Genomic DNA, 24625 nt, shown 5'->3' on the forward strand with positions numbered 1-24625 from the left:
CTCTGTTATCAAATTTTAAGCTCATGTTGAAACTTAATCATCTGTTAGCCTCACTGTGTTTACTCAGCCTCAGTTTACCCGCCGCCGCGATGACGCCTTATGTGGGCATCAATACCAATGAGGCGGTGCATTTTGATGCTAGCCTACCCTTCGCTGATGTCTTCCGTACCGCTGAGCCTTTTCGCGAGAATAAAGAATTCACCAAAGGCAATATCAGTTATGACGCGAATGGCTGGGTGAGTAATCTCAATGGCGGCCAAGCAGGCACTTGGTTTTTACGTTGGATACCCGCAGCAGCTTTGCCACAAGGTAATTACACCGTAAGCTATGAAGGTAGCGGTAAAATCGGTTATCGCGAAAGTGCTACTCCGGTTTCGCAAGCACCCGGACGGGATATTATTAGCCTCAAACCGAATGCCGATGGTGAAATTTCCGCAGGCTTGGTCATCGAACAGAGTGATCCGAAAAATCCGATTCGTGATATTCGGGTAACCATGCCCGGTGGGATTTGTGAAAATAATCCTTATCAGCGCGTCAATGCGGGTGGGCAATGCGGGGGCGGCCAATATCTCGCGTTTGCGGATGCAGGCTCTAAAGTCTTGTTTAATCCTGATTACTTAAACTTCATGAAGCAATTTCGCACTCTGCGCTTTATGAATATGTCAGGCATTACCCGCAATGAATTACAGTCTTGGGCGCAACGTCCCCATCTACAAGAGGCCACTTGGGGGGGACGCGAAGGTGTACGTGGCGTACCTTTAGAAGTGATGGTGCAGCTAGCGAATACTTTAAATGCGAATGCATGGTTTAATTTACCCCATCGTGCCGATAATGAGTTTGTACGTCAATACGCTCAATATGTTAGTAGCAACTTGCGCCCTAACCTCAAGGCTTATGTTGAATACACCAATGAAGCTTGGAATAGTGTGTTCTCTCAAGCGCAATACATGATTAAAATGGGGCAACAAGCCCGTTTAGATTCAGTACCCTTGAATGCAGGCCTTAAATATTATGGGCAACGTAGTAAAGAAATTTTTGCGATTTGGGAGCAAGTGTTTGGCAATCGCCAACGTCTTGTGCGGGTATTAGGGGGTTGGGCAGGCAATCCAGCGACTACACCGGTGATTTTAAAAGCCGCCGAAGTATATAAATCAACTGACCTCTTCGCTATTGCTCCCTATTTCTATGCAGATCAAAACTCACTCATGCGTGCGAGCAGCGTAGATGATATTTTCTCGCTCGTGAATGGTAATCAAGCCTATTCGATTAAACAAACCTTGCGCTTGATTGATCAACACATGATGCTGCTTGAGCCTTATGGGGTGAGTTTAGGCGCTTATGAAGGCGGGCAACATTTAGTGCATTACGGCACTAAATCCAAAAAAGAGCATCCGAACCCTATTTTGATTGAAGCTAACCGTGACCCACGGATGGAAGCCGCGTATATTGAATTACTCGATGGCTTTCGCAAAGCAGGTGGCAAACTATTTATGGCTTTCTCCTCGCCACGGGCGAATGCTTTTTATGGTTGTTGGGGTATTAAAGAATATATTACCCAACCCAGTACGGAAACCCCAAAATTTCGGGCTTTGACTCGCTTTTAAGCAATGCTTAAAAGCAATATTGAGGCGTTTTAAGCATAGGTTAGGCTAGTACACATAAAAATAGCGGTGTTCTGATAAGGATAATAAATAAATGGCTAACTACTACACACCTGAATCACAGCCAGTACAAACATGGGATTATACGCTCAATAATGAAACGGTGGCAGCTCTGCAAGAACAGTTGCCGCCGACCGATATTTTGTCAGCCCCCTTTTTAATCGGTAATGTGGGTGCACCCTTTGTGATTGGTTTGGCGGTGGGCTTTTTTGCCAAGAAAGTGTTAAAGCTTGCGTTGTTCTTAGCCGGTGGCGCTATTGTTTTACTCTTTATTAGTGAGTATTACGGCCTAACTAAGGTCTCCGATACACAATTGCAATCTGCTGCTGAGACAGCAACGGGGCTGGCACAGCAGTCAGGGGGCTTTTTAATGGATCGTTTATCGCAAATTACCAGCAAAGGCGTGAGTGCGATTACCGGGTTTGCAGTGGGATTGAAATTCGGCTAAGCGCCATGAACCATGACTTGTTAAGAGCGCCGTCTTAACCAACCCGTTAAGCTGAGGCGCTCTTGTTGGGTTGGCAAGACTTCATGCTCAAAACGCTCACTCAAAAATAAGACTAATTTGCCCGGCTCAGGCGCAATATCAAGGGTTCGATCATCTAAATACAATCTTAGTTCGCCGCCCTCTTGGGGTTGCCAAGCTTGATTCAAATACAAGATCACCGTAATTAAGCGGGCTGAACTTCCCCGAAAATTATCAATATGCTTACGATAAAAACCGCCTGACGGATACACTGCAAAATGTAATTCTGTCTCGACTAAGCCTAAGAATAAGGCTTGATTCAGCGCCAACCGCAAATCAGCTAACCAGTTTAAGAACTCGCTCGCCACTCCTGTCTCGTGGTCTTCTAGCCACAAAACGGCATCACGCCGAATATCAGCATGCACTGCTTGACGGCTACCTTGTCCAACAGCAGCGGGTTTAAAGCGCCCTGCAGCATACTGGCTTAAGGCTTGGGTACGCAACTGCAAGACCTGTTCAGCCTTCAAAAACTCAGGGATAACCACCCAAGCTTGGGTTGCTAGAGCCTCAATCAGATCGGTTTGATCCTTAAACTTAAACACAGATCTCCTCTAAGACCTCACCTTCTTGAGCCTCTTCGTTGACCTCTTGCACTTCTAAACGAATTCGCCGCATCGCAGGTAACAAACTCAAAAATAGTTTAAGCAAATGCGGATCAAGATGTCGGCCAGCCATTTCTCGCATTAAATTCAGCGCTTCTTCTTCAGGGATGGCTTTTTTATACACACGCTCATGCACAAGGGCATCATAAATGTCCACAATCGTGGTGATGCGTGCACTCATAGGAATGGCTTCATCGGCTAAGCCACGTGGATAACCCGTGCCATCCCAACGCTCATGATGATTTAAAGCAATATCGGCTGCCATATTCAAGATCGGAATCTTAGTTCCACGCAACATAGCCGCCCCGATTTCAGTGTGCTTTTTCATCACATTGAATTCTTCATCGTTCAGTACACCGCTTTTACGCAAAATCCGATCAGGAATACCGATTTTACCAATATCATGCATCGGTGCGGCCACGCGAATGGTGTCAATGTCTTCTGCATTCCAAGCTAACGCTTTTGCCATCACCGCAGCATATAAGCCAATTCGGCGTACATGTGCACCCGTTTCTTCATCGCGCAAACTAGTCAGACTCACTAATTTAATCGCAATTTCTTCTTCACGTTTGCGGATTTCCAAGGTACGGCGCTTAACTTCAGATTCCAGCATTTCTTGGGTTAATAAGCTATTACGGACTTGTTGGAGACGCGAGAGATCATGAGTATATTTCTCCCCCAATTGCTGCAATAGCAACACCTCCTGCCCGTCTACCCACATCACACAAGCTTCCAAGGGAAGTTCATGTTCTAGCTCGTCGATTTCAATCCATACGCCTGAAGACAAGGGCTTCGAGTATTTAGCCTGCCAATGCTGCTCTGCATCCTCGATAAAACAACTTAAATAAGGGAAAGCTTCAACTAAATTATAACGTCCTAGATCAGATTGCTTCGCTAGGAAAAAAACGAGCCAGTCTGGTAGCGGTGAACAAGGCTTGAATTGACCTCCCTGCTCACGGACAAAGACGGTAAGATTGATATTTCGATAAATGCTAGATAAAAAACTGTCCATCTGTTATGCCTCAGATTTTCTGGAACTAATTGACTTTTTCTGGAACTAATTGACGTGCAAGCCCCATGAACACCTCTTCCACACCCAGACCTAATTTGGCACTAGTCTCAATCACTGGGTATCCTAGCTGCGCTAGAGTACGAATCTGTTCATGACTAATCAGCCACTGATCTTTCAAATCGCTCTTGTTTAAGGCAAATACTGCCGGTACCTGACCTAGCTCAGTTCTTACCCGCTCATGTAAGGCCAAGGCTACTGTAAAAGAATTTTGCCGAGTTCCATCAATCACCACAATATAACCAGATAAACCGCGCAAATGGGCTGAGCGAATCTGGGTGAAATCATCTTCACCCGCCAGATCCCAAACCATTAAGGATAGCGCTGTATTACCCACAGTCACTTGTTTCTTATCAATTTTCACCCCAACGGTCGTTAGATATTTTTCACTAAAGAGTTGATTCACATAGCGCTGAATTAAACTAGTTTTTCCAACCGAAAAGGCTCCTAACAAACATATTTTTTTCTGTAACACCATCACACCTATTTGCTATGGTTCTTTTTCAAAATAAATCGACTTGGTAACGGATGCTACGTTCATTTCTAAGCCCAGTATCTGGTTTGACAATAGCGATGACCGATGCTGGCAGACCCTGTTCAAGCAAGTAATCACGCATAGCTAAAGCACGCTCTTTCGCTAAACGTCCATTAGTGATTTCAGTCCCCGTTTCATCAGTGGCTCCACTAATAGAAACTTGTGGCATTTTTCCGACCGAACGTGCCGTCTCAAGTAGCTCTAAAATTAAAGGTAGAGCTTGCTTAACATGCGCTTGTGCATCACTCACCACGCTGCTACCTGAACTAAAATAAAAACGGAGGGCTTCTATTTTTGCAGTTAATGTGCGCAACTGCTGATCGAATTGGGCGGCGCTTGAGTCCTCTACTTTAAACTCACTGAGATCTAAGGCATCAATCCCTGCAATTAACGGCCATGACTGCTGCAGCTTTTGTTGCCAAGGCAAATCACTTTGCCCTGTCACTTTTAAGGTATTGGCCGCTAACTCCAGCTCTACCTCAGCCGGTGGCTGTAAAATTTGCTTAGCCCGACCCAACACAAACTCAGGTTCCATCGCAAGATAAGGCTTAGTCGTCACTTTTAACGCGGTAACTTTTGACGCTAAGGACTGTAGAGGCTGAATCACACTTAAAGGGTCACGCGCTTGTGGATCTTTCAATACCTCAAACTGATAACCGTCTTGAGTATTCTGAAAATCCACCACCACTAAGCCCGGCTCAGAACGTAACGCGGCTAAGGCTTGTTGGACAAGCCCTTGTTGTTGATAATATTGATACGTCCACCACGCTGCCGCCCCCACTAAAGTCACTAAGGCCAAAATCGCTAACCAAGGAAAGCGTTTTTTAAGCCGTAATTGAGTTTTTAAGCAGCGCTCTAATACAGGCTGAGTCGACTTAAACGGCTGGCCATCCCCCTGAAAGGTCTTGAGCGCATAAATGAATTGGCGATGAAGCTGTTCATTCACCTCCCCTAACAACCGATTTAATTCAGCGGGTGGATTGCCACGCACGACTGCCGCGACCACTGCATGCGGCCCTTGATTGAAAAGTACCGAGACTTCATCCAGTTGTAGGGTTTTTAAAGAAGTATCACTGGTGACATTAAACGAATCTTTAATAAAATCCTGAATCGCCGTCATCATACTCGAGATCAGCTCGGGATCTTTGGTAATTGCTTGAGGCGATACCACATGTTGCAAGAGCAAACCCGTCTCTCGATGGATCAAAAACACCTGTTCTACTTGATAGACCAGTGTTTTTAATAACACCACTTCTGAATAACTACGTCCGGTGCGCCAAGCATCAAAGCGCCATGCTAAAGAGCGCACCGAAAGGCTTTGCTCTAATAAATAATTGAAGGTATCGAGTGCTTGATGCAGCACTTCTTGAATGGATTTGCGAATCGCAGGTCCCATCACCGGATAAAGCGCATTGGCTAACCGATTAGGGTTGATTTCAACTGAGTGACTCACTGCTGATTCAATCGTAGTCGACAGGGCATCCGTCAAAGAATCATCTTGCTGAGCACGCAAGGTCAAGGCTTCAGAGATAATATCAGCTACATGAAGGCTATAGCGTTCACGATCTAAGAGTTGCTGGCGCAGATCATAGAGAATTTCATAATCTGCACCTAACAACAAGGCACGTAACTGTTCTAAAGCATCTAAAGACTCTAAAGATTCTGATGCTGGTCTAGCCGTATTAATCGGCTGTGATCGCTGAGTAGATGCCTCACTACTCAGCTCCTCTGCTGAGAACATTGTACTGATACTTATAAGGCCTCAATTTTTTCTACATCAAATAATTGCTTAGCCATCCCATTGAGGATACCCGCAACGGCCTTACGATCCGCTTTCTCATGGCGTAATTGCTCAGCAGTTTCAGTGAGCTGCCTAATTAAATCTTTGCGCGACAATTCCATCTGCTGATCTAATTTAGCAACCTCAGTAGTCACTCGTTTAGCTAGCTCATCTAGGAAACGCTCATTCTTCTCTAACCGATGGCGTGCACCTTGGTGCTCTTCACGACGCGCTTTCGCTTCTTCAATGAGTAAGTCTTTGATTAGTCTAATATCATTTTGCAGAGTGTCTAATTTTCGTTGTGTGTCTTCTGCTAACGCATTAATGGAAACACGGACAAAACGCTCTAAACTAGCGTTTTTGCGCTCTAAATCACGCAACTGTTCACCGAATAAAATATTGCGAATCATATCGAGATTTTTATCCGGCACTGTGTCACGCCGCATAGCGTTCACTAATAATTCAGGGGACGCGACTATTTCAGGAGTAGCTTCTGGAGCAAGAGTATCTGGGGTTTGCATGTCGATTGTGCTCATTTTTTGCTTAGTGACCGAAAAATCAAGCCAATGCGATGGCTCGATTAGTGTAACTAGCCATTTTTATTATTACTAGTTTAGTATACACCATAGACAGTTTAACACTATGCTATTTAATTAAACAGTATTTTCAGATAGGTGGGGACTGACTACGGCTTAACCCAAAACGACTCACGGCCGAGTCATTGTTGAAATGACTCACTTACAAGCTTGCTTCGCAGTTAATTGATTTTAAAGTAGATTTTTCAAGACTTATTGAGAAGCGTGCGACTGCGCGTTAGGCATTAGCTTTATATTTTTTATTGTTTGTAGCCATGATGCCGTTGAGAAGCCTCCGCTCTGACAGATGGTCAGAGCAGGAGGAAAACACACATTTGAGAGAGAGAAACTTAATTAAGCACCTTTGGGTTGAGCGTAGGCACCGGCAGGATGCTCATTGGGATCCATCGCTCCGGTCATAATCGCAACCCCTTCAGACATAGTATGCGTATCAGGCTTAATCACTGCATGGCGCTTACCCAAACGATGTACATGAATACGATCAGATACTTCCCATACATGCGGCATATTATGGCTAATTAATACAACAGGCATCCCGCGATCACGCACATCTTTAATCAAATCTAGGACGCGGCGTGATTCTTTTACCCCTAAAGCAGCGGTCGGCTCATCCATAATGACGACTTTACTACCGAAAGCGGCCGCACGAGCCACCGCGACAGCTTGACGCTGCCCCCCTGAAAGGGTTTCCACAGGTTGATTAATCGTCTGAATGGTCAATAACCCTAGTTCAGACAATTTATCTCGAGCGATGCGCTGCATTTCTTTGTGATCGAGCATATGCAACCACTTGCCTAAAAATCCGGGCTTGCGGAGTTCTCTGCCTAAAAACAAATTATCTGCAATATTCAGTGAGGGGGAAACGGCTAGGTTTTGATAAACCGTTTCAATCCCTGCCGAGCGCCCATCCATCGGATTTCTAAAATTAGTCAGGTGTCCATCAAGAAAGACCTGACCACTATCGGGCGGTGCGGCTCCCGTTAAGGCTTTGATCAGTGAGGATTTACCAGCACCGTTATCACCTATGACAGCTAATACCTCACCCGGATACAGATCAAAATCAGAGTGATCCAGTGCGGTAACCCGACCATAGCGTTTGACTAAATTCCGCCCCATTAAGATGGGTTCAAGTTTTATTGCCTCAGCCATGTTTATACCCTCCGAATCCACTGGTCAGTGGCTACTGCTAAGATAATTAACAGACCGATGGCGAACTGTTGCCAAAGGACATCAACCCCCGCGAGGGCTAAGCCATTTTGGAAAATCCCCACCACCAGAGCACCAATCAAAGTTCCAAAGATGGCACCACGCCCACCGAATAGACTCGTTCCACCGATGACCACTGCGGTAATACTATCAAGATTAGCGGTCTGGCCTGCTTGTGGGCTAATTGAGCCAACCCGTCCAATCAAAGTCCACGCCGCCAAAGCACAGATCACCCCCGCCACGATATACACCGAGAGCAAGACTTTGTTGGTATCAATCCCAGCTAACTGTGCTGCTTGCGGATCATCACCCGTTGCATAGACATGCCGTCCCCAAGGGGTATGATTCAGCGCAAACCACATGCCGATAAACAAGAGCAGCAAAGTAATCGTACCTAAGGTAAAACGTGCTCCTCCCCATAGTTCAAAGGATATGCCCATGAATTGTAGGAGTGAGGCTTGCTCAGCAATATCTTGCGAACGAATGGTTTCACTCTGTGAATACCATAAATTAATCGCAAAAAAGATACTCCAAGTGCCTAAAGTCGTAATGAATGGTGGCAAACGTAAGCGAGTTATCAAGAAGCCATTAATAGCACCGCATAAAGCCCCCACGATAAAGCCGAGCATAATGGCAATACCTGAAGGCAAGCCCATCTCAATTGCAGTACGCCCCATCACGACTGAACACAACACCATAATCGCGCCCACCGACAGATCAATCCCTGCCGTCAGAATCACGAGGGTTTGTGCAACCCCAATGATCCCGATGATCGTGACCTGCTGTAGCACTAGCGACAAGTTGAAAGGAGCGAGAAATTTCTCGCCCACAATCACATAGAAGGCTAGGATCGCCAACAGTAGAACAAACATCGGTGCTGCTGTCGGATAGTTATGTAGGAAGCGCTGCAAGCGCTCGCCCAAGCTTAGCTTGTCAACCTCAAACGAGGCAACCGTGCCGCCTGCTTTGGCAGCAACTGCTTCAAAATCATCTGTTGCCATCCTTGACCCTCCTCAGATCATTGATAAAGGCTTGCTTTTACTCAGCTTAGCCCCAGCACTTTTTCAAACCCTCTTCCGAGGTGAGTGAGTTAATACCACTAGCAGGTTTATCAGTAATTAATTCAACCCCAGTGTTCATGAAGTCTAAGCCTTCACTGTTCTGTGGTTTGGTCCCAGATTTAGCAAATTCAGCGACCGCCTCAATGCCTTTAGACGCCATTAATAAGGGGAACTGCATAGAAGTCGCACCAATCACGCCATCTCTGACGTTTTTCACGCCCGGGCAACCACCATCTACAGAAACGATTAAGACTTCTTTCTCTTTACCGACGGCTTTCAATGCTTCATAAGCACCAGCAGCAGCTGGTTCATTGATGGTATAAACGACATTCACGCCAGCATCTTTCTGCATTAGGTTTTCCATTGCCTTACGGCCACCTTCTTCAGAACCAGAAGTGACATCATTACCGACGATACGCTTGTCATCTTCGTCGCCCATTTTCTTTGCGTCTTTCAGATCAATCCCAAAGCCTTTCAAGAAGCCTTGATCACGGGCAACATCCACGGAGATTTGATTGACATTCAGATCCAACAGAGCGATTTTCGCATCCTTAGCCTTATCGCCTAAAGTAGCGGCTGCCCATTGACCAATCAACTCACCTGCTTTGAAATTGTCAGTAGCAAAGGTTGCATCCGCAGCATTGGCTGGATCTAAGGGAGTATCTAACGCGATAACTAAAATACCCGCTTTACGAGCTTTTTCTACGGCTGGCACAATCGCTTTAGAGTCACTTGGGGTAATCAGAATACCTTTAGCGCCTGCTGCGATTAAGTTTTCAATAGCTTGTACTTGAGTATCATTATCGCCATCGACTTTGCCCGCGAAGCTTTGTAAGGTCATGCCTAATTCTTTAGCTTTCGCTTCAGCACCCTCTTTCATTTTTACGAAGAAAGGATTGGTGTTGGTTTTGGTAATTAAACCAACAATTGCACCCTCTGCATGGCTAACGGCTGGCACTAACAGGCTTAAAGATAAAGCCAAAGCAATCGAAGTTTTCTTAAACATGGTACATCTCCTCCAAATGTTTCAAATAACCAGAGTGGTTCATTAGTAGCGGCGCTTTCAGTTCTGCGGTTACTCACGCTGCTTGGTAAAAAGCTTAATCCGCTCTGAAAGCGCTGTCAATAAATAATTCAATTTGATTTATTAATATAAGCAGACTACTCTTATGTACTTACCAGCGGCGTTGGACAACTTATAATCAGCGCTGTTCTAAGAAGTCAGAGCTACTGTTAGAGGAGAACTTTGTGAAACTGAAACAGACTAGTGGAGGTAGCAACTTATCTGGTATTGCGCAGTACAATGAACGCTTAATTCTGCAACTCATTCGTCGCTCTGGCAGTCTCACTAAAGCGGAGATTTCTCGCCTCACTCAACTCAGTGCACAAACAGCCTCGGTTATTATCAATCGTCTCCTAGACGATGAGCTGTTGTATAAACAAGAACGGCGCTATGAGATCGGCAAAGTCGGCCAACCGGCTATCCCCATTGCCTTAAACCCTGAAGGTGCCTATTCGATCGGTGTCAAAATTGGTCGCCGAGGGGTGGACTTAGTATTGATTAATTTCACCGGGGTGATTTTGCAGCGAATTAATCATATCTATGACTATCCTGATCCTGATTTTATCTTCCCCGCGATTAAACAAGGTATTAGCGATTTAATCGCGACCCTTAGCCCGGTACAACATCGACGCCTCCTCGGCATTGGGATTGCAGCCCCCTATGGTTTAGGGGGCTGGCAGCAAGAGGCAGATATTCCTAGCTCAATAACTGAACACTGGAATCGTTTAGACATTAAAGAAGCTGTTCAAGCCCATCAGCCCTACCCGGTTTGGCTGGTTAATGATGCCACCGCTGCGTGTATTGCTTCGCTAGAGTTTGGCAATCCAGAACGTTTCAATAATTACTTACATATTTTTGTCGGCACCTTCATTGGTGGTGGCATTATTATGAATCGTACTTTGTATTTGGGGAGCTTTAATAATGCAGGGGCAATTGGCTCTATGCCTTTACCGAGCAGTTATGCCCATAATGAGGCCAATGGCCCGACGGTTCAGCTAATTAATTGTGCGTCACGCTATTTATTAAATAATGGCTTTGAAGCTCACCAACTCGACCCGAATTTAGAAGTGGAATTACTCGCAGAAGATGAAGCCGCGAATAACTCGTTAAGTCGGGATATATTTCAAGTGTGGGCGCAACAAGCGGCGGCAGCGATTGCTTATGCCGTGGTTGCCTCAGCCAGCTTAATTGATTTTGAAGGGGTGATCATTGATGGCTTACTACCTGCCCGCTTGACCAAGTATCTGACCGATACGGTACAAACCGAGATGGAAAAACTAGACATCGAAGGTTTAATTCTCCCCAAACTTTCTGCAGGTACGATTGGCAATGATGCCCGTGCTTTAGGGGGTGCTTTCTTACCGTTTTACACAAACTTCGCCCCGGATCGGAGCATTTTAATTAGTAGTGAAGATAATATTTTTCAAGCGTTCTAAGTTATTTTTGTTATTATTTTAATCATAATCAAATGAGATTAAGCCCAGATAAGGCTTGATACCTTGCATCAGCGGAAGTAACTTCATGCAAATTCAAAAAGGGCAACGCTTAAAACTAGAGGATATTATCCCTCATAACCATAGTAATTTTACCCTGCAATGCCAACTTAATACGAAAGGCATCAGTTTGGATCTTGCTTGCTTTGGACTAGATGCTGCTGGCTTATTGTCTGATGATCGTTATATGACATTTTTTAACCAGCCTACGACCCCCTGTGGCAGTGTAAGCTTGCAAGACCCTGTAGATAACAAAGCCGTTTTCAAATTCAATCTAGCCACTCTGCCTGAGCGCATTGAGCGTTTAGTCATTACCGCTGCTATTGAGGGTGAAGCAACGATGCAAGACATCATTGATGGTCAAGTTAATTGGCAAATACAAGGCCATACAGTTGCATCATTTAGCTTTACACGCAGTGATTTTCAGCAAGAGCGAGCGGTACTACTAGTTGAGCTTTATCGCAAAACTAAGCTATGGCGATTGAGTGCTACCGCTCAAGGCTTCAATGGTGGGTTGGCCGCCTTAGTTAAACATTTTGGCGCGAGTGTTGCCGAAGAATCTGCTCCGATCACGCCAACACCCGTTAGCCCCTCTACTCAAATCTTGTTAGAAAAACGTTTAGCTACAGAAGCACCTCAACTACTCAGTCTGGCGAAGAAATCTGCAATTTCATTAGCAAAAGTTGGCTTAGAAAGCCATCGTGCTAAAGTCTGCTTATGCTTAGATATTTCCGGCTCAATGCAGCGCTTATATCGAGAGGGATTAATTCAAGCCTTTGCAGAAAGAATTCTAGCCTTGAGTTGTCGATTTGATGATGATGGAGCAATTGACGTTTTTTTATTCGGCAAACAGGTACATCAGCCTACCCCGATGGGTATAGACAATTATGCTAGCTATATCGCTCAAACAATCCAACTATACCCTTTAGAAGGGGATACTCGTTATGGACGTGCTATGCAAGCCATTCGCCAACATTATTTTCCCGATACAGCAGGTAATGAACGTAAAACACCCTTACAAGCAAGCCTGCCTATCTATGTCATGTTTGTCACTGATGGGGGTACATCGGATCAAAGTTTAACGGAAAAGCAATTACGTTGGTCAAGCTACGAACCGATTTTCTGGCAGTTCATGGGCATTGGTAAAGGCCGCAAATCACGCTCAAAATTACTGGCCGCATTTGCAGACTCTGACTTTCCGTTTTTGGAAAAATTGGATGAGCTACCGAAACGATTAATAGACAATGCTGACTTTTTCGCTGTCCAAACGCCAAATGAACATAGTGATGAAGCCTTATATGACCTTATGATGAGCGAGTACCCTGCATGGGTCAAACTTGCTAAGCAACAAGGATTATTACGTTAGGCATCATTAAGCCTTACTAAAACGCTAGTGGGTAATCAAGAGCGCTTAATCATTTTGGAAGATGTCAGCCTACTTAGCCAATTGCACACTCGGCTTTGGCAATTACCAGAAGAGAAGTTTAATCGAATGTGGATGACTAAGCTCTAATCAGATGGAGCTTGCCTTGGCGCGTATCTAATTCAATCAAGCTACCTGATTTCAGCTCTGCAAACTGTGCCAAGCTGAGCACTACATAAGGCAGCTGATACTCACGTGCTACAATCGCCGCGTGCGATAACCGATTCGCTTGCAGCACAATAATCCCAGCGAGCTTCGGTATCAAGGGTATCCAGCGATTAGCAAAATAAGGACTCACCAAAATACAGGCCTCTGGCAAAACCATTAACTCTAGCCTGCTGGTGGTTTGCACACAGCAGACGGTTCCACGGACACAAGTACGGGCGGCTAAAGACTGAAACTCCACGCCAGAATTGATCACTGCATAATCATAAATCGCTAACGGAGCGGCTTGCACTTGGCGGCTAATTGCCTTGCTAACCGCCTGTTGGGTATATTCGACCCAATCACAAAACACCCAAGCTGGATTAACCAATAGCGCTTGCTTAAGTTTATTCAATTCCTGCAAAAAGGCATTGCGTAGCTTCAAGGTGATCGGTGCTGTTTCAGGGCTGGATAAACTGTCTACTGGATTAGGCCAAGATAATTCATAAGCATGCACAGGCGGGGGCAACTCTCTACCCGCACCAGCTTGTAAGATAGTTTGAATTAACCAAGCGCTAAATAAGCTAGATAACTGTGGATGATGAAAAGCGGCAGTGGGGTCAAACTGAGCGAGTACAGCTTCCGCCTGTGTTCTAAAGGCCACTGCCCGCCAACCACGCCAAAAGCCACCGAATAAACGGGGCGCATAAAATAATTGCTCCTTAGTTGGATCAACTAAGACGCTACCGTCCGGCTGATAAGCCAAGAAATTAACCTGCTCAGCTTTGCAGCCTAAACTCTGCAAATCTGCCTGCGCTTCTTGGTATAACTGCACCAGCAAACTAAAAGATAAGGGTGAGATTTTACCTAAGCTTTCTGATAAGGCAGTGAACTGCCAAGTAGCGGCTGGCCTAGCCCAGTCGCTAGGCAGAGGAAATAAAGCCCCAATCGCATGAGTTTGTGCACGTATTTGTAAGACGACTATACGCTGCTCTTGGCTAGCATAAGCCCATTCACAATCTAACGGAAAGCGAAAAACGGCTCTTAACTGCTCGGCCAATTCCCGCAAATAAGGTTCAAGAAACTGGGCAGCTTCTGCCAAAGCAAGCGGGCTAGCTGCTGTGCTTGCTAAACTAATCAGAGCCGAGTCTGCCTGCCCAGCGACTACCTGCTGCACACCGCCATTGGAATATTCCACATAAGCATATTCAGAGAAAAAGCTCCAAGGCTGAAACAACACCCCGCCCCAAACATGCTGGATATATTCTTGCAGCATTAAAATCGGGAGTTGGTTGAGCTGCAAATCAGCCAATAAGCGCTGGTTTTCAGACCATGCCCTTTGGAGAGTCACAGGCACTACGTCAAGACTCACCGCCGCAGAACTCCAAAAATGTCCCGCTAAAGAATATCCGCTGCCATCTTCAATTTTATTCGCACTACGCACGATGAACTGAGTGGAAGCTGAAAAGCTAGCTAAAAACTCATCAACTGAACAGGTTGGCGAGTCTAATAATAGACTGCGGGGTGTCGATAAGCCCGCTTGAGCGGCTTCGACTAAGCGCTGATATTTGGCGGGTAAGGCACTTGGCTCAGTTGATAAGTCCACGCAAATGTTGCCCTGTTTCATCGTATAAACCGGCAACTTTGCCACCTTGTTGTTCGATTAGCCAAATCAAATTCAGACCTTGAAAACAACCACCATACTCTTTACAAACCACTAAAACAGGTTGGGTCTGCGCGATCCTTAATAGGGTCTGTAGCTCAGCCGTGGAGGCTGTTTCATAGGATAACTGTACTAAGTTTGGCCATTTCATGGCCGCTGTCCCCATAGGATCAACCTGCACTTTATAGGCATCCATCGCTAAAGCAACTGTTTTACTCGGCTGGATAGGGGCTTTTACTTTAAAATCCGCCTTACCCGTGACTGGCAAACCTTGTTTATGCCAAGCGGCTAAGCCTCCTTGCAAAAAGGCAACCCGTGTAAAACCTGCTCGCCTTAAAAACTGCGCCCCCAAATACCCTCTTAGCCCAGAATGACAGAGCACCACAATCATTTGATCTTTAGGCAAATCCTTGGGGATAATATCGTGAACTAAATCACCGTAACGAAACACCGCCTGATGAGGAATACTGAATTTACTTAACTCCATCGCCTCACGAATATCCAATAAATACAAGTCATGAGCACGGGTTTTGAGTAAGCTTTGTAAGGCCTGAGGGGTGAAAGACTCGATGGTTTGGTAATTAACGACTGGCAAATGCTTAGCTGCACGGGTGAGCTTCGCCTCTTGCCCCATTTGTGCGACCGTTTTCAATTTCCACTCACGTACCCAAGCATCTGGCTCACGCTTAATAATGGTGTCAATCGGTAGTAACTCACCTTTGATGGAAGCCTCCGTATTAGCTGCCCATAAGGGACTAAACGCTAACCCACCGATTAATAATAAACCGAGCAAAACCGGAATAAACACCCGTTTGCGCTTTAAGCTAGGAGCATGTTGGGTTAAAAACTGACGAGTAGCAACCCACATACCCGCCAAGAAGACCGAAGCCACACCGATCATTTGTAAAATCGACTGCCATAAAGACGCGACAACATCCGGGGGGGGAATGGCTAATGCTGGGGAAGCACAGACTAATAAACACACGGAGAGCCAAACTTTACGCAGCATGATTTATCCTTAAATTTAAGTACCGCAGCTATAAAGTCATTGACCGCTCTGAGCGCTTAGCGTTCCCTAAAAAGGTAAGACTCAGAACGGTCAATGTGCGCGGATATTAGAACGAATTTGCTTATAAAGAAAAACGAATAAGGCGATCAAAAAAGCTAAATTCATGACTAACTCACTCTCTCGCTGGCTAGCACTGCCAGCTAAGCTTGTAAACCCAGCCTAAAACCTAATACTCTAGCACCACAGAACGCGGCTTGGAGCAGCTCGATGTATATTCCAGATCAGACACCTCGTCATTCCGTGTATTACAACTACTCAATTTATCCCTTTCAAACACCGCCTGAATTACGCGGGACTACTCAAACTTATCCAGTGGTCATTGTCGGTGCAGGACCTATTGGCTTAGTAACGGCCTTAGAACTAGCGCGCTATAACATTCCAGTACAGGTGATTAGTGCAGAAGTCCAAGTTTCGCACGGCAGTCGAGCGATTGTATTTACCCGCCGCTCGATGGAAATTTTGCAGCAAGTCGGTATTGCTGAGCGCATGTTAGCAACAGCCTATCCCTGGCGTTCTGGAAACTCAATTTATCGGGGGCAGCGCGTGTTTCGCCTAGAAGCACCCCATGATGAAGATGATCGCTTTCAGCCTTTGAATAATCTCCAGCAGCAATATGTCGAGCAATATTTGATCGAGCAAGCCCAGCTAAATCCACTGATTGAATTGCGCTGGGGTAGCCAAGTGATGGGGGTGACGAGCTTTTCTGAACATGCCGAACTACAGATTGATACGCCTGAAGGCGAGTACACTTTAAGCTGTAACTGGCTGATTGCCGCTGATGGTGCTAAATCGACCATCCGTCAAGTATTAGGCTTACGCATGGAGGGCGCTTCCTATCGCGGACGCTTTGTGATTGCAGATATTAAGATTGATATTCCTTGGCCTACTGAACGCTTGGCTTATTTTGATCCTGACTGGAATCGAGGTAACACGATCCTCATGCACCGTCAGCCAGAAGGCATTTGGCGCTTGGATTATCAATTACCTCCGAATGAAACACCCGAACAAGCGCTTGCACCCGAGTCTCTGAATACACGCATTCAAGCTCAATTGGACATGGTTGGTGTTACCGCACCTTGGGAGTTGGACTGGTGCTCAGTGTATTCAGCACGGGCAATGACTTTGCCCGATTATATGCACGACCGGATTATTTTCACTGGTGATGCCGCACACATGCTGCCGATTTTTGGCGTGCGCGGTGCGAATACTGGTTTTCAAGATGCACAGAATTTAGCGTGGAAACTCGCGATGCTACTTAAAGGCATAGGCACTCCAAAATTGCTGACCACTTATAGCAGTGAGCGTGTCACTGCTGCGCAGGAAATCATTGCTGAAGCCAGTAAAAGTACTCGTTTTATGGCACCGCCGGATCGTGGGTTTCGTTTATTGCGCGATGCCGTTTTATCCTTATCCCTCACCCAAGCGTTTGTCCGCCCCCTCTTCCATTGGCGCACCTCACGCCCACATGATTATCATGACAGTGCTTTGAATGCGCTTCAGGATGATAATGCCCAATTCACTGCAGGCCCTGCACAGGGCATGCCTTTGCAGAATATTCGTTTAGCGGACAATGACTATCTGTTTGATCATTTAGGGGCTGCGTTTCATGTCCTTTATTTCACAGATCAAATTGTGCCTGTGGCGATTTTGGATGCTATTCAAACCTTGCAACATACGGGGATTCCGATTCAGTTATTAACGATTGGCAATCAACAACGCTTCACTGATCAAGACGGGCATTTTGCCAAGCGCTATGACGCACTAACGGGTAGCGCTTATTTAGTCCGACCTGATCAGCATGTTTGTGCACGCTGGAAAAGCTTGAGTGCTGACCAGCTCAAAGCCGCTATTTATCAAGCTTTAGGACAAGGAGCATAAGGATGAGTCAATTAGGCTTAGCCGAATTGGAAGCCGTTTATGATGCCTTAGCCGCAGCCATCAATCAGGTAGGGACAGAGCAGGAAAGCTTGTTTTTGACTAAATTGGTTTTATTGCTGGCTAATCAACTCGGTGATCAAACCCAGATAGAGCAAGCGATAACGACCGCTTTGCGGGATCTTTAAATAAGAATAGCCGATTATAGACAGGCAAAGAATGGGGTTTTGTTTACCTAGATCAGTACAAGCTGTCCTTAAATGCATTATGATTAAACTAAACCTATCCCTTGTCACCCTATGACACTCACAAGGAGGCTATTATGTTCGCCTATCAACATATTCTTGTTCCGGTGGATTTTTCACCCGTCAGCCAGCGCAGCATTCATCGCGCCAAAGAACTCGCATCTCAATATCAAGCACGTTTAACTCTCCTGCATGTTGTAGAGGATATTCCCTTAGGTGTCACCGCATTTGGGGATGTCAGTGCCATCTATATCGCCCCTGATACCCAAGACAAGCTCATCGAGGCTGCCCATACTCAATTAGCCGATATAGCCAATCGCATGGATTTAGATAAAGCGGTGCAGTTAGAGGTTCTCAACGGCTACCCTAATGTTGCTATCAATAGCTATGCAGAAGACAATCAAGTTGATCTGATTATCGTCGGTCACAGTGCCAAACACGGCTTCATGGGGCTATTGATGGGGTCTACTGCGGAAACAGTGACTAAACATGCCAAATGTGATGTCTTAGTAATGCGTGTCCCAGAAACCGCTTAGTGCTAGGATTAATGCACTTGCCTGCCACTTAAGCTGATGTTAGAACACAGGCTGATTAATATTGCTTCGCCTGAAGGAGAGGAATCCCGCATGATCCCAACCACTAAAATTTATTTGCCCGAATCGGAAATGCCCACTCATTGGTACAATGTAGCTGCGGATTTACCTAATCCACCCGCACCTTATTGCGCGCCTGATGGCACACCGGTTCCACCGGAAGCTATGTTGGCAATTTTCCCTGAAGAAATCCTCAAGCAAGAAATGAGTGCCGAACGCTGGATTCCAATTCCCGAACCAGTACGCGAAGCCCTCACGATGTGGCGACCCTCGCCTTTATATCGAGCGCACCGCTTGGAAAAAATGCTCGGCACACCTGCCAAAATTTATTATAAAAATGAAGCAGTCAGCCCTGCAGGTTCGCACAAACCCAATAGCGCCGTACCGCAGGCTTATTATAATCGCCAAGCAGGTATTCGGCGTTTAACCACTGAAACAGGTGCCGGTCAATGGGGCAGCTCTTTAGCTTTAGCTGGGCAAATGTTTGGTATTGATGTCCGCATTTATATGGTGAAAATCAGCTACGAACAAAAGCCTTATCGCCGCTCGATGATGACCACTTGGGGCGCAGAAGTTTTCCCTAGCCCTACTGATATGACGAATGCAGGGCGAGCGGTATTAGCCGCTGATCCGAACTCTAATGGTTCATTAGGTATCGCGATTTCTGAGGCCGTCGAAGAAGCTGCTAGCCGTGCTGATACCAATTATGCACTCGGCTCGGTACTGAATCATGTGCTCTTGCATCAAACTATTATTGGCTTAGAAGCGAAAAAGCAGCTAGCCATCGCGGGGGATTATCCTGATATGGTATTCGCACCTTGTGGTGGCGGTTCGAATTTCGGGGGGATCGCTTTCCCCTTCCTTGCTGATAATGCAACTGGCAAGCAAGTGCGCTTAGTCGCGGTTGAGCCATCTTCTTGCCCCAGTTTAACTAAAGGCGTGTATACCTATGATTTCGGTGATACGGCGGGGTTAACGCCGATGATGAAGATGTATACCTTAGGGCATAATTTTATGCCGCCGGGGATTCATGCCGGAGGCTTGCGTTATCACGGTGCTTCCGCTTTGGTCAGCCAGCTTTATCATGAAAAACTCATTGAAGCGACTTCAGTCGGGCAATTAGAAACCTTCGCAGCGGGCGTACTCTTTGCCAAAAGTGAAGGCATTGTGCCTGCTCCTGAGTCTTGCCATGCGATCGCAGCGATGATTCGTGAGGCGAAGGCCTGTGCAAAAACTGGGGAAGCCAAAACCTTGCTGTTTAATTTATCGGGTCACGGCCATTTTGATATGACCTCCTATGATCGTTATTTGCAAGGTGAATTGACCGATTTCGATTACCCCGAAGAGGCGATTAAGGCCTCTTTAGCCGATTTGCCCAGTTTTGCGAAGGTTTAAGTATTCAACAAGAAGCCCTAGGTTCTAGGGCTTCAAACTCTACCCAACTACTCGGTAGTTCCTGCCTGCACTAACACCTCGACAGCATTAGTGGTTAGATTTGTCATATAAAACTGCTCGTCACTCGCAAACATTAGGCTTTTACCTTTAAAACTGGGTAACTGACTTTGGAATTTAACAGCTTGTTTAACCGGTAAATCATAACGCTGAATCAAGCGAATATGTTTGATGACGCTGAGATTTTTGGCATCGACTTCTAAAGGCAAGTCAAACCAAGTCGGCTTTAAATTAGCTTGCTTAGTTTTAAGCTGAATTTGGGTTTGTAGCCATTGTTTGATACTCGTTTGCTGCTCTACAAACTCTTGGCGCGTCAACTGCCCATCTTGATTACGATCAAAACGCATCAAATCGGCTAGATTTAAACTCATATCAACGCCTAATTGCTGATTATTAACGCGCAACTGAATCAATTCATTATGCCCTGCATGTGCATAAACCGGAGTACTTATGAGCGTTGCTAGACTGAGCCAGCCAAATACGAGGCAAGGCTTAGGCTGCCTGACTCTGCTTAGGATACTCAGCATACTTATCGCCCTGCACCTAAGAAATCATTATCGACCACTTTCCCGTAGACACAGCTTGGAATGAAGGGATAACTATCCGTGAGATAATAATGGTAAATCCCATTAGGATATTGCGGTGTAACGCCAAAGCGGCCATTACATTCATCCAGATCCCCCAAGCCTTTCACATACTCCCAATCTTGAATAAAAGTCCCATCATACGCGCCACCCGGACCACTAGGGCGAGTACCCGATTTTAAGCGATAGCTACCTTTGACACGTTTAATCGCGCTACTTGAACTCGTCGCGGTGGTATATCCCCAACGTCCATAGACTGGAAAACCATCAGCGGCATAGCCCATGAGCACCATTTTATTCCCCTTATCGCCCAGCTTATTGATTAGGCTTTCAGGCAAGCCGTGATAGTGATAGTTACCATTCGGCTGTACATGGCCATTATTGCAATCTGAACCTAACCACGACCACTGATAAGCACCTTTAGCAAGCCCTGCCGTTACGGCTTCATAGCGCCATTCGCAGGAGGGCGAATTGTTATAGCACTCGGCAGTATTACGATCAAAGGTCACACCATCGGTGGTGAAACCAAATAATTTCACTGCGGTACTCGTGCTCTGCTTGGTTGGCGAGCTTGGAAGATCTAAGGTGTAAAGCTGCTGGGAAGCTAGATTGGGATTACCTGCATTTGGGAAAGTCCCAATCGCATGTTTTGGAATAGCCGTGATCGTATAGCGCTTTGTGCTACCCAAATTAACCACCGTTACTGACGACACCAAACCTGACTTACTTAAGTCTTGATCACATGCCCAACCCGTCTTTTTAGAAAAATCACCGAGCAAACTAGGGTCGCTGGTCGTATTAAAAGGAACCCATACCTCAATATTGATCTTATCGGTTTTAGTGCCTGAGCTATCAGTAGCCGTCACTTTGAAACTCAAACTAGTGCTAGCCGTCACTGTCGGAGCAATAAAAGAAGCGGTGCTGGTTTTAGCATTTTTTAAACTGACACTAGGTCCTGCTGTTTGTATCCATTGATAAGTCGCGGACTGGTTATTCACCGTCGCATTCATCTTGACTTTGGTTTGCTGGGGAACGACTTGATCATAGCCTGCATTAACAGTGAGCGTGCTACTAACCGCTTTGGTGTCAATTTCATCCGCCTGTAGGCTACCATAACTACCTAAGACTAATAGGCTGCTCATACAAAGTACTTTGAATTTCATCATAACTAGACTCCTCTTTCTGCTTGAAGTTTGATCTTAGCGAGCAAGCTAGGAGGAAATATGGAGAAACCTTGAGAATACTTAAGGGGATTGCGAAGCAAAGGGATTTCAGAGCCAGCACTGGCAAGCTATCACTTCTGCTAGTTTGAACTGGTATGAATAAATAAGTGCTTAGCGCGCTTTAATCGCTCACTTATTCAAGCGATTACCTCATGCGTCGATCAATCCAGAGCAGTTGCTGAGCTAAGTCGAAGGCGTATACATCACGATGGCACTAGGCCATTTATAAGTCAAATAAACAACGCCCATCAGTAGATAAGTCAAGACACTGGCTTGGAGTACGCTTAAATCAGCGGCCGGTTCGGAAGGGTAATTTTCAAAAATCAAGGCGAAAATCAGGGCTAAGCTCATACTGAATAAAAACCCCGTGACAATATCTGTAGGCCAATGTGCACCTAAATAAATACGTGATAGCGCCACCATCACTATCATAAAAATCAACACTAAGACGCTGACTAAACGTAACCAAGGCTGGTTTAGGCCACGCACTGCAAACCAAATTAATAAAACACCGAGTAAACTACTGAAGGTCGTATGCCCACTAGGAAAAGAAAAAACACTCGCACCTTTTTGATATAAATCCGCCTCAGGGCGAACTGCAGCCACCAATAATTTAATACCTGAGACAAAAACACCAGCCCCTGCCATCATGGTTAAGATCGCAGCCACCAAGACCCAACGCCGCTGATACATAAGCACTAAACACAGGGTCGTGACGGTCAAGGTCACGACTAACCAATTCCCTAATAAAGTCGCCGCCAACATCGACCGATCTGTGACCGGATTACGCAATGAACGGATAAACTCACTCAGGCCTGTATCAAACGCGGTATAACCTGAAAGGGACATGCGGATGATAAACCAAAAAACCCCGCTTAAAGCTAAGACTAAGCAGATGATTAAGAAGGTATGAGTTGAACGTGATTTCACGGTTTAATCCATTAAAATGAGTCAAGCTTTAAAGCTAGCACAAAATCACGTGATTGAACCCAATAGACGAGCTTCATGAGTACCCTGCTAGACGAGAGTTTGACTGAATCGTGCCTTCCAAATCCTGATAATCGCTATCAATGCTGCTGTGCAGCAAAGTAATCCTGCAAGGTCTGCCCCTCCACATCCGCAAAACATTCGGTTTGGACTTGAATATCCTGCATCCGATCCAGCCGAAAACTCCGAAATTCATTGCGCAATTCACACCAACTCGCTAGCGTCCAAGTCTGCCCCCAAAAGAACAAGCCTAACGGCTTCACGATGCGTTGGCTAAGCGCCCCATCTTCGCGTTGATAATACAGCTCAACATAGCGGCGCTGGTCAATCGCATTACGGGTAATATCTAAGGTTTTAGAAATATCGGGGCGTTCGCCGAAACGCAGCACGAATAAATGATTATTGTTGAGATGATGGCGTAATTCTTCAGGAATGACTGCATAGACTTTATCCAGTAGCGAATCCGCACTCTGCCCTAACTCTGTCCCTCCCCAGGCGCGCAGCATGCGTGCGCCGAGTACTAAGGCCTCGATCTCAGTAGCGGAAAACATTAAAGGCGGAATATCCAAAGAATAGCGCAAATGATAACCGACACCTGCCTCGCCCTCGAGCGGTACACCCGACACACTTAAATCCTGCATATCGCGATAGATGGTGCGCTCAGAAACCTCCAAGCGCTCCGCCAATTCACGCGCAGTCACCAAACGCTTATTGCGTAGAATTTGAACTAATTGAAATAAGCGATCAGCACGGCGCATTTACAATTTACTGCATCGAGTGCAAACCAATCATATTGCCTTCGGTATCCTGCACCATCGCAATATGCCCGTATTCGCCAATCGACTCTTTATCTTTGAAGATTTTTCCACCTGCATCCACCGCACGCTTAGCTTCCACCGCACAATCTTCACAGGAAAAATACACTAAAGTTCCGGCAAATCCGGTGGGTACACTCTCCATTTTCACTAAAGCCCCTGTTGCACCATACTTGTGATCCTCCATCTCAAATGTATACATTTGCATGGCTTCTTGGTCAGGCCCCACGAGTGGCGACAAACTCACTTGGAAAACTTTCTCATAGAAAGCTTTGGCACGCGGCATGTCTTGTACATAAATCTCAAACCAACCGACTGGATTGCTCATGTTATTCTCCTTAATGGGTTAATCACTAGAAGCTTTAAGTTTAGTACCCTGCTCCTGACAACCTTATGTCAGGAGGCTAAAATAAGCACGCATCTATTCCTCCATAAAGGCTTTTTTATGCACTACCATCTCGCCCAACTTAATGTGGCACAACTGCTGCAACCGATTGATCACCCTGACACCCGCGAATTTAAAGATAATCTGTCACGTATTAATGCGCTGGCAGAAACCAGTGAAGGCTTTATCTGGCGTTTAAAAGATGCAGAAGAAGCTGCACAACCCCCGGTATTTCCCGAAGAACCGACGATTATTTCCACCTTATCCGTTTGGACCTCCCCTGAACTCTTAAAAAACTATGTGTATAAAACCGAACATGGTACTTTTTTCAAACGCCGCAAAGCTTGGTTTGCACCGCAAACCGTCGCTAATTATGTCTTATGGTGGATTCCTGTAGGTCATCACCCCACGAATGCAAAAGCCCGTGAACGCTTACTCCATTTACGCCAACACGGTGAAACTGAATTTGCTTTTAGCTTTCGCCAAATCATCTATCCTCAAGAGTAAACACATTTTTGCAGTTCTCTTGCATTCGGCTCATTTTTCACTATGCTCAAGCGATAGACCACACCAAC

24 protein-coding genes are annotated in these 24625 nt (G+C 45.8%); 9 read left to right on the forward strand and 15 right to left on the reverse strand.

The annotated features are described in order from the left end of the window. The first annotated feature begins 23 nt into the window (after positions 1–23). Positions 24–1604, forward strand: a complete 1581-nt coding sequence (locus tag B5D50_RS02265) for a hypothetical protein (RefSeq protein WP_078920961.1) — start codon at positions 24–26, stop codon at positions 1602–1604. Between the two features lie 91 nt (positions 1605–1695). Further along, positions 1696–2109, forward strand: coding sequence for an FUN14 domain-containing protein (locus B5D50_RS02270; protein WP_078920962.1), 414 nt, complete (start codon positions 1696–1698; stop codon positions 2107–2109). A 20-nt stretch (positions 2110–2129) separates the two neighbouring features. Here the strand turns inward: B5D50_RS02270 and B5D50_RS02275 are convergent, their stop codons facing one another. From B5D50_RS02275 to B5D50_RS02310, 8 genes are all read right to left on the reverse strand, one after another. Then, positions 2130–2729, reverse strand: coding sequence for a 2OG-Fe(II) oxygenase (locus B5D50_RS02275; protein ID WP_078920963.1), 600 nt, complete (start codon positions 2727–2729; stop codon positions 2130–2132). Next, positions 2722–3801 (reverse strand): HD-GYP domain-containing protein, encoded by a 1080-nt coding sequence (locus tag B5D50_RS02280; protein ID WP_078920964.1) that lies wholly within the window; start codon positions 3799–3801, stop codon positions 2722–2724. The genes B5D50_RS02275 and B5D50_RS02280 overlap by 8 nt, the downstream gene beginning before the upstream one ends. A gap of 25 nt (positions 3802–3826) precedes the next feature. Further along, positions 3827–4312, reverse strand: coding sequence for a Rab family GTPase (locus tag B5D50_RS02285; RefSeq protein ID WP_234975769.1), 486 nt, complete (start codon positions 4310–4312; stop codon positions 3827–3829). 49 nt (positions 4313–4361) lie between these two features. Next, entirely contained in the window at positions 4362–6134 is a 1773-nt protein-coding gene (locus B5D50_RS02290; RefSeq protein ID WP_078920965.1) for an OmpA family protein, read from the reverse strand. A gap of 11 nt (positions 6135–6145) precedes the next feature. Next, complete coding sequence (locus tag B5D50_RS02295; RefSeq protein ID WP_078920966.1) at positions 6146–6694, reverse strand: hypothetical protein; 549 nt, start codon at positions 6692–6694, stop codon at positions 6146–6148. A gap of 408 nt (positions 6695–7102) precedes the next feature. Then, entirely contained in the window at positions 7103–7918 is an 816-nt protein-coding gene (locus tag B5D50_RS02300) for an ATP-binding cassette domain-containing protein (RefSeq protein ID WP_078920967.1), read from the reverse strand. A gap of 2 nt (positions 7919–7920) precedes the next feature. After that, positions 7921–8976: an ABC transporter permease gene (locus tag B5D50_RS02305; RefSeq protein WP_078920968.1), complete on the reverse strand. Its 1056-nt coding sequence runs from the start codon at positions 8974–8976 to the stop codon at positions 7921–7923. A gap of 46 nt (positions 8977–9022) precedes the next feature. After that, on the reverse strand, positions 9023–10042 hold the full coding sequence (locus tag B5D50_RS02310) for a sugar ABC transporter substrate-binding protein (RefSeq protein WP_078920969.1): 1020 nt from the start codon (positions 10040–10042) through the stop codon (positions 9023–9025). Between the two features lie 242 nt (positions 10043–10284). Between B5D50_RS02310 and B5D50_RS02315 the strand changes: the two genes are divergently transcribed. Both B5D50_RS02315 and B5D50_RS02320 read left to right on the forward strand, forming a co-directional pair. Beyond that, positions 10285–11535, forward strand: a complete 1251-nt coding sequence (locus B5D50_RS02315) for an ROK family transcriptional regulator (protein WP_078920970.1) — start codon at positions 10285–10287, stop codon at positions 11533–11535. Positions 11536–11620: 85 nt separating this feature from the next. After that, positions 11621–12958: a VWA domain-containing protein gene (locus B5D50_RS02320; protein ID WP_078920971.1), complete on the forward strand. Its 1338-nt coding sequence runs from the start codon at positions 11621–11623 to the stop codon at positions 12956–12958. Between the two features lie 136 nt (positions 12959–13094). Here the strand turns inward: B5D50_RS02320 and B5D50_RS02325 are convergent, their stop codons facing one another. Beyond that, complete coding sequence (locus B5D50_RS02325) at positions 13095–14765, reverse strand: PEP-utilizing enzyme (RefSeq protein ID WP_159448551.1); 1671 nt, start codon at positions 14763–14765, stop codon at positions 13095–13097. Next, positions 14749–15831, reverse strand: a complete 1083-nt coding sequence (locus B5D50_RS02330; protein WP_078920973.1) for a rhodanese-like domain-containing protein — start codon at positions 15829–15831, stop codon at positions 14749–14751. Before B5D50_RS02330 ends, B5D50_RS02325 begins: the two co-directional genes overlap by 17 nt. 267 nt (positions 15832–16098) lie before the next feature. Here B5D50_RS02330 and B5D50_RS02335 point away from each other — a divergent pair, with 267 nt between their 5' ends. The 4 genes from B5D50_RS02335 to B5D50_RS02350 all read left to right on the forward strand — a co-directional run bounded on the left by B5D50_RS02335 (position 16099) and on the right by B5D50_RS02350 (position 19999). Further along, positions 16099–17769, forward strand: a complete 1671-nt coding sequence (locus tag B5D50_RS02335; RefSeq protein WP_078920974.1) for an FAD-dependent monooxygenase — start codon at positions 16099–16101, stop codon at positions 17767–17769. Between the two features lie 2 nt (positions 17770–17771). Next, positions 17772–17954 carry a DUF2783 domain-containing protein gene (locus B5D50_RS02340; protein ID WP_143594219.1) on the forward strand — a complete coding sequence of 61 codons (183 nt, stop codon included), beginning with the start codon at positions 17772–17774 and terminating at the stop codon, positions 17952–17954. Between the two features lie 134 nt (positions 17955–18088). Next, a complete protein-coding gene (locus tag B5D50_RS02345; protein ID WP_078920976.1) occupies positions 18089–18547 on the forward strand; it encodes a universal stress protein in 459 nt (152 codons plus the stop codon). Between the two features lie 90 nt (positions 18548–18637). After that, positions 18638–19999 carry a TrpB-like pyridoxal phosphate-dependent enzyme gene (locus tag B5D50_RS02350; protein WP_078921249.1) on the forward strand — a complete coding sequence of 454 codons (1362 nt, stop codon included), beginning with the start codon at positions 18638–18640 and terminating at the stop codon, positions 19997–19999. A gap of 47 nt (positions 20000–20046) precedes the next feature. Here the strand turns inward: B5D50_RS02350 and B5D50_RS02355 are convergent, their stop codons facing one another. The 5 genes from B5D50_RS02355 to B5D50_RS02375 form a co-directional block, all read right to left on the reverse strand. Further along, entirely contained in the window at positions 20047–20583 is a 537-nt protein-coding gene (locus B5D50_RS02355) for a hypothetical protein (RefSeq protein ID WP_078920977.1), read from the reverse strand. Between the two features lie 2 nt (positions 20584–20585). Continuing rightward, positions 20586–21806: a YHYH protein gene (locus B5D50_RS02360; RefSeq protein WP_078920978.1), complete on the reverse strand. Its 1221-nt coding sequence runs from the start codon at positions 21804–21806 to the stop codon at positions 20586–20588. Positions 21807–22046: 240 nt separating this feature from the next. Then, the gene (locus tag B5D50_RS02365; protein ID WP_078920979.1) at positions 22047–22793 is read right to left on the reverse strand and encodes a phosphatase PAP2 family protein; all 747 of its coding nucleotides are present in this window, start codon (positions 22791–22793) and stop codon (positions 22047–22049) included. 137 nt (positions 22794–22930) lie between these two features. Continuing rightward, complete coding sequence (locus B5D50_RS02370; RefSeq protein WP_078920980.1) at positions 22931–23608, reverse strand: helix-turn-helix transcriptional regulator; 678 nt, start codon at positions 23606–23608, stop codon at positions 22931–22933. A gap of 7 nt (positions 23609–23615) precedes the next feature. Then, positions 23616–23993 carry a VOC family protein gene (locus B5D50_RS02375; protein ID WP_078920981.1) on the reverse strand — a complete coding sequence of 126 codons (378 nt, stop codon included), beginning with the start codon at positions 23991–23993 and terminating at the stop codon, positions 23616–23618. Between the two features lie 117 nt (positions 23994–24110). On the opposite strand from B5D50_RS02375, the gene B5D50_RS02380 reads away from it, so the two are divergent. Then, entirely contained in the window at positions 24111–24557 is a 447-nt protein-coding gene (locus tag B5D50_RS02380; RefSeq protein ID WP_078920982.1) for a DUF3291 domain-containing protein, read from the forward strand. Positions 24558–24625 lie beyond the last annotated feature (68 nt).

This window comes from Thiothrix eikelboomii (assembly GCF_900167255.1).
GTDB lineage: Bacteria > Pseudomonadota > Gammaproteobacteria > Thiotrichales > Thiotrichaceae > Thiolinea > Thiolinea eikelboomii.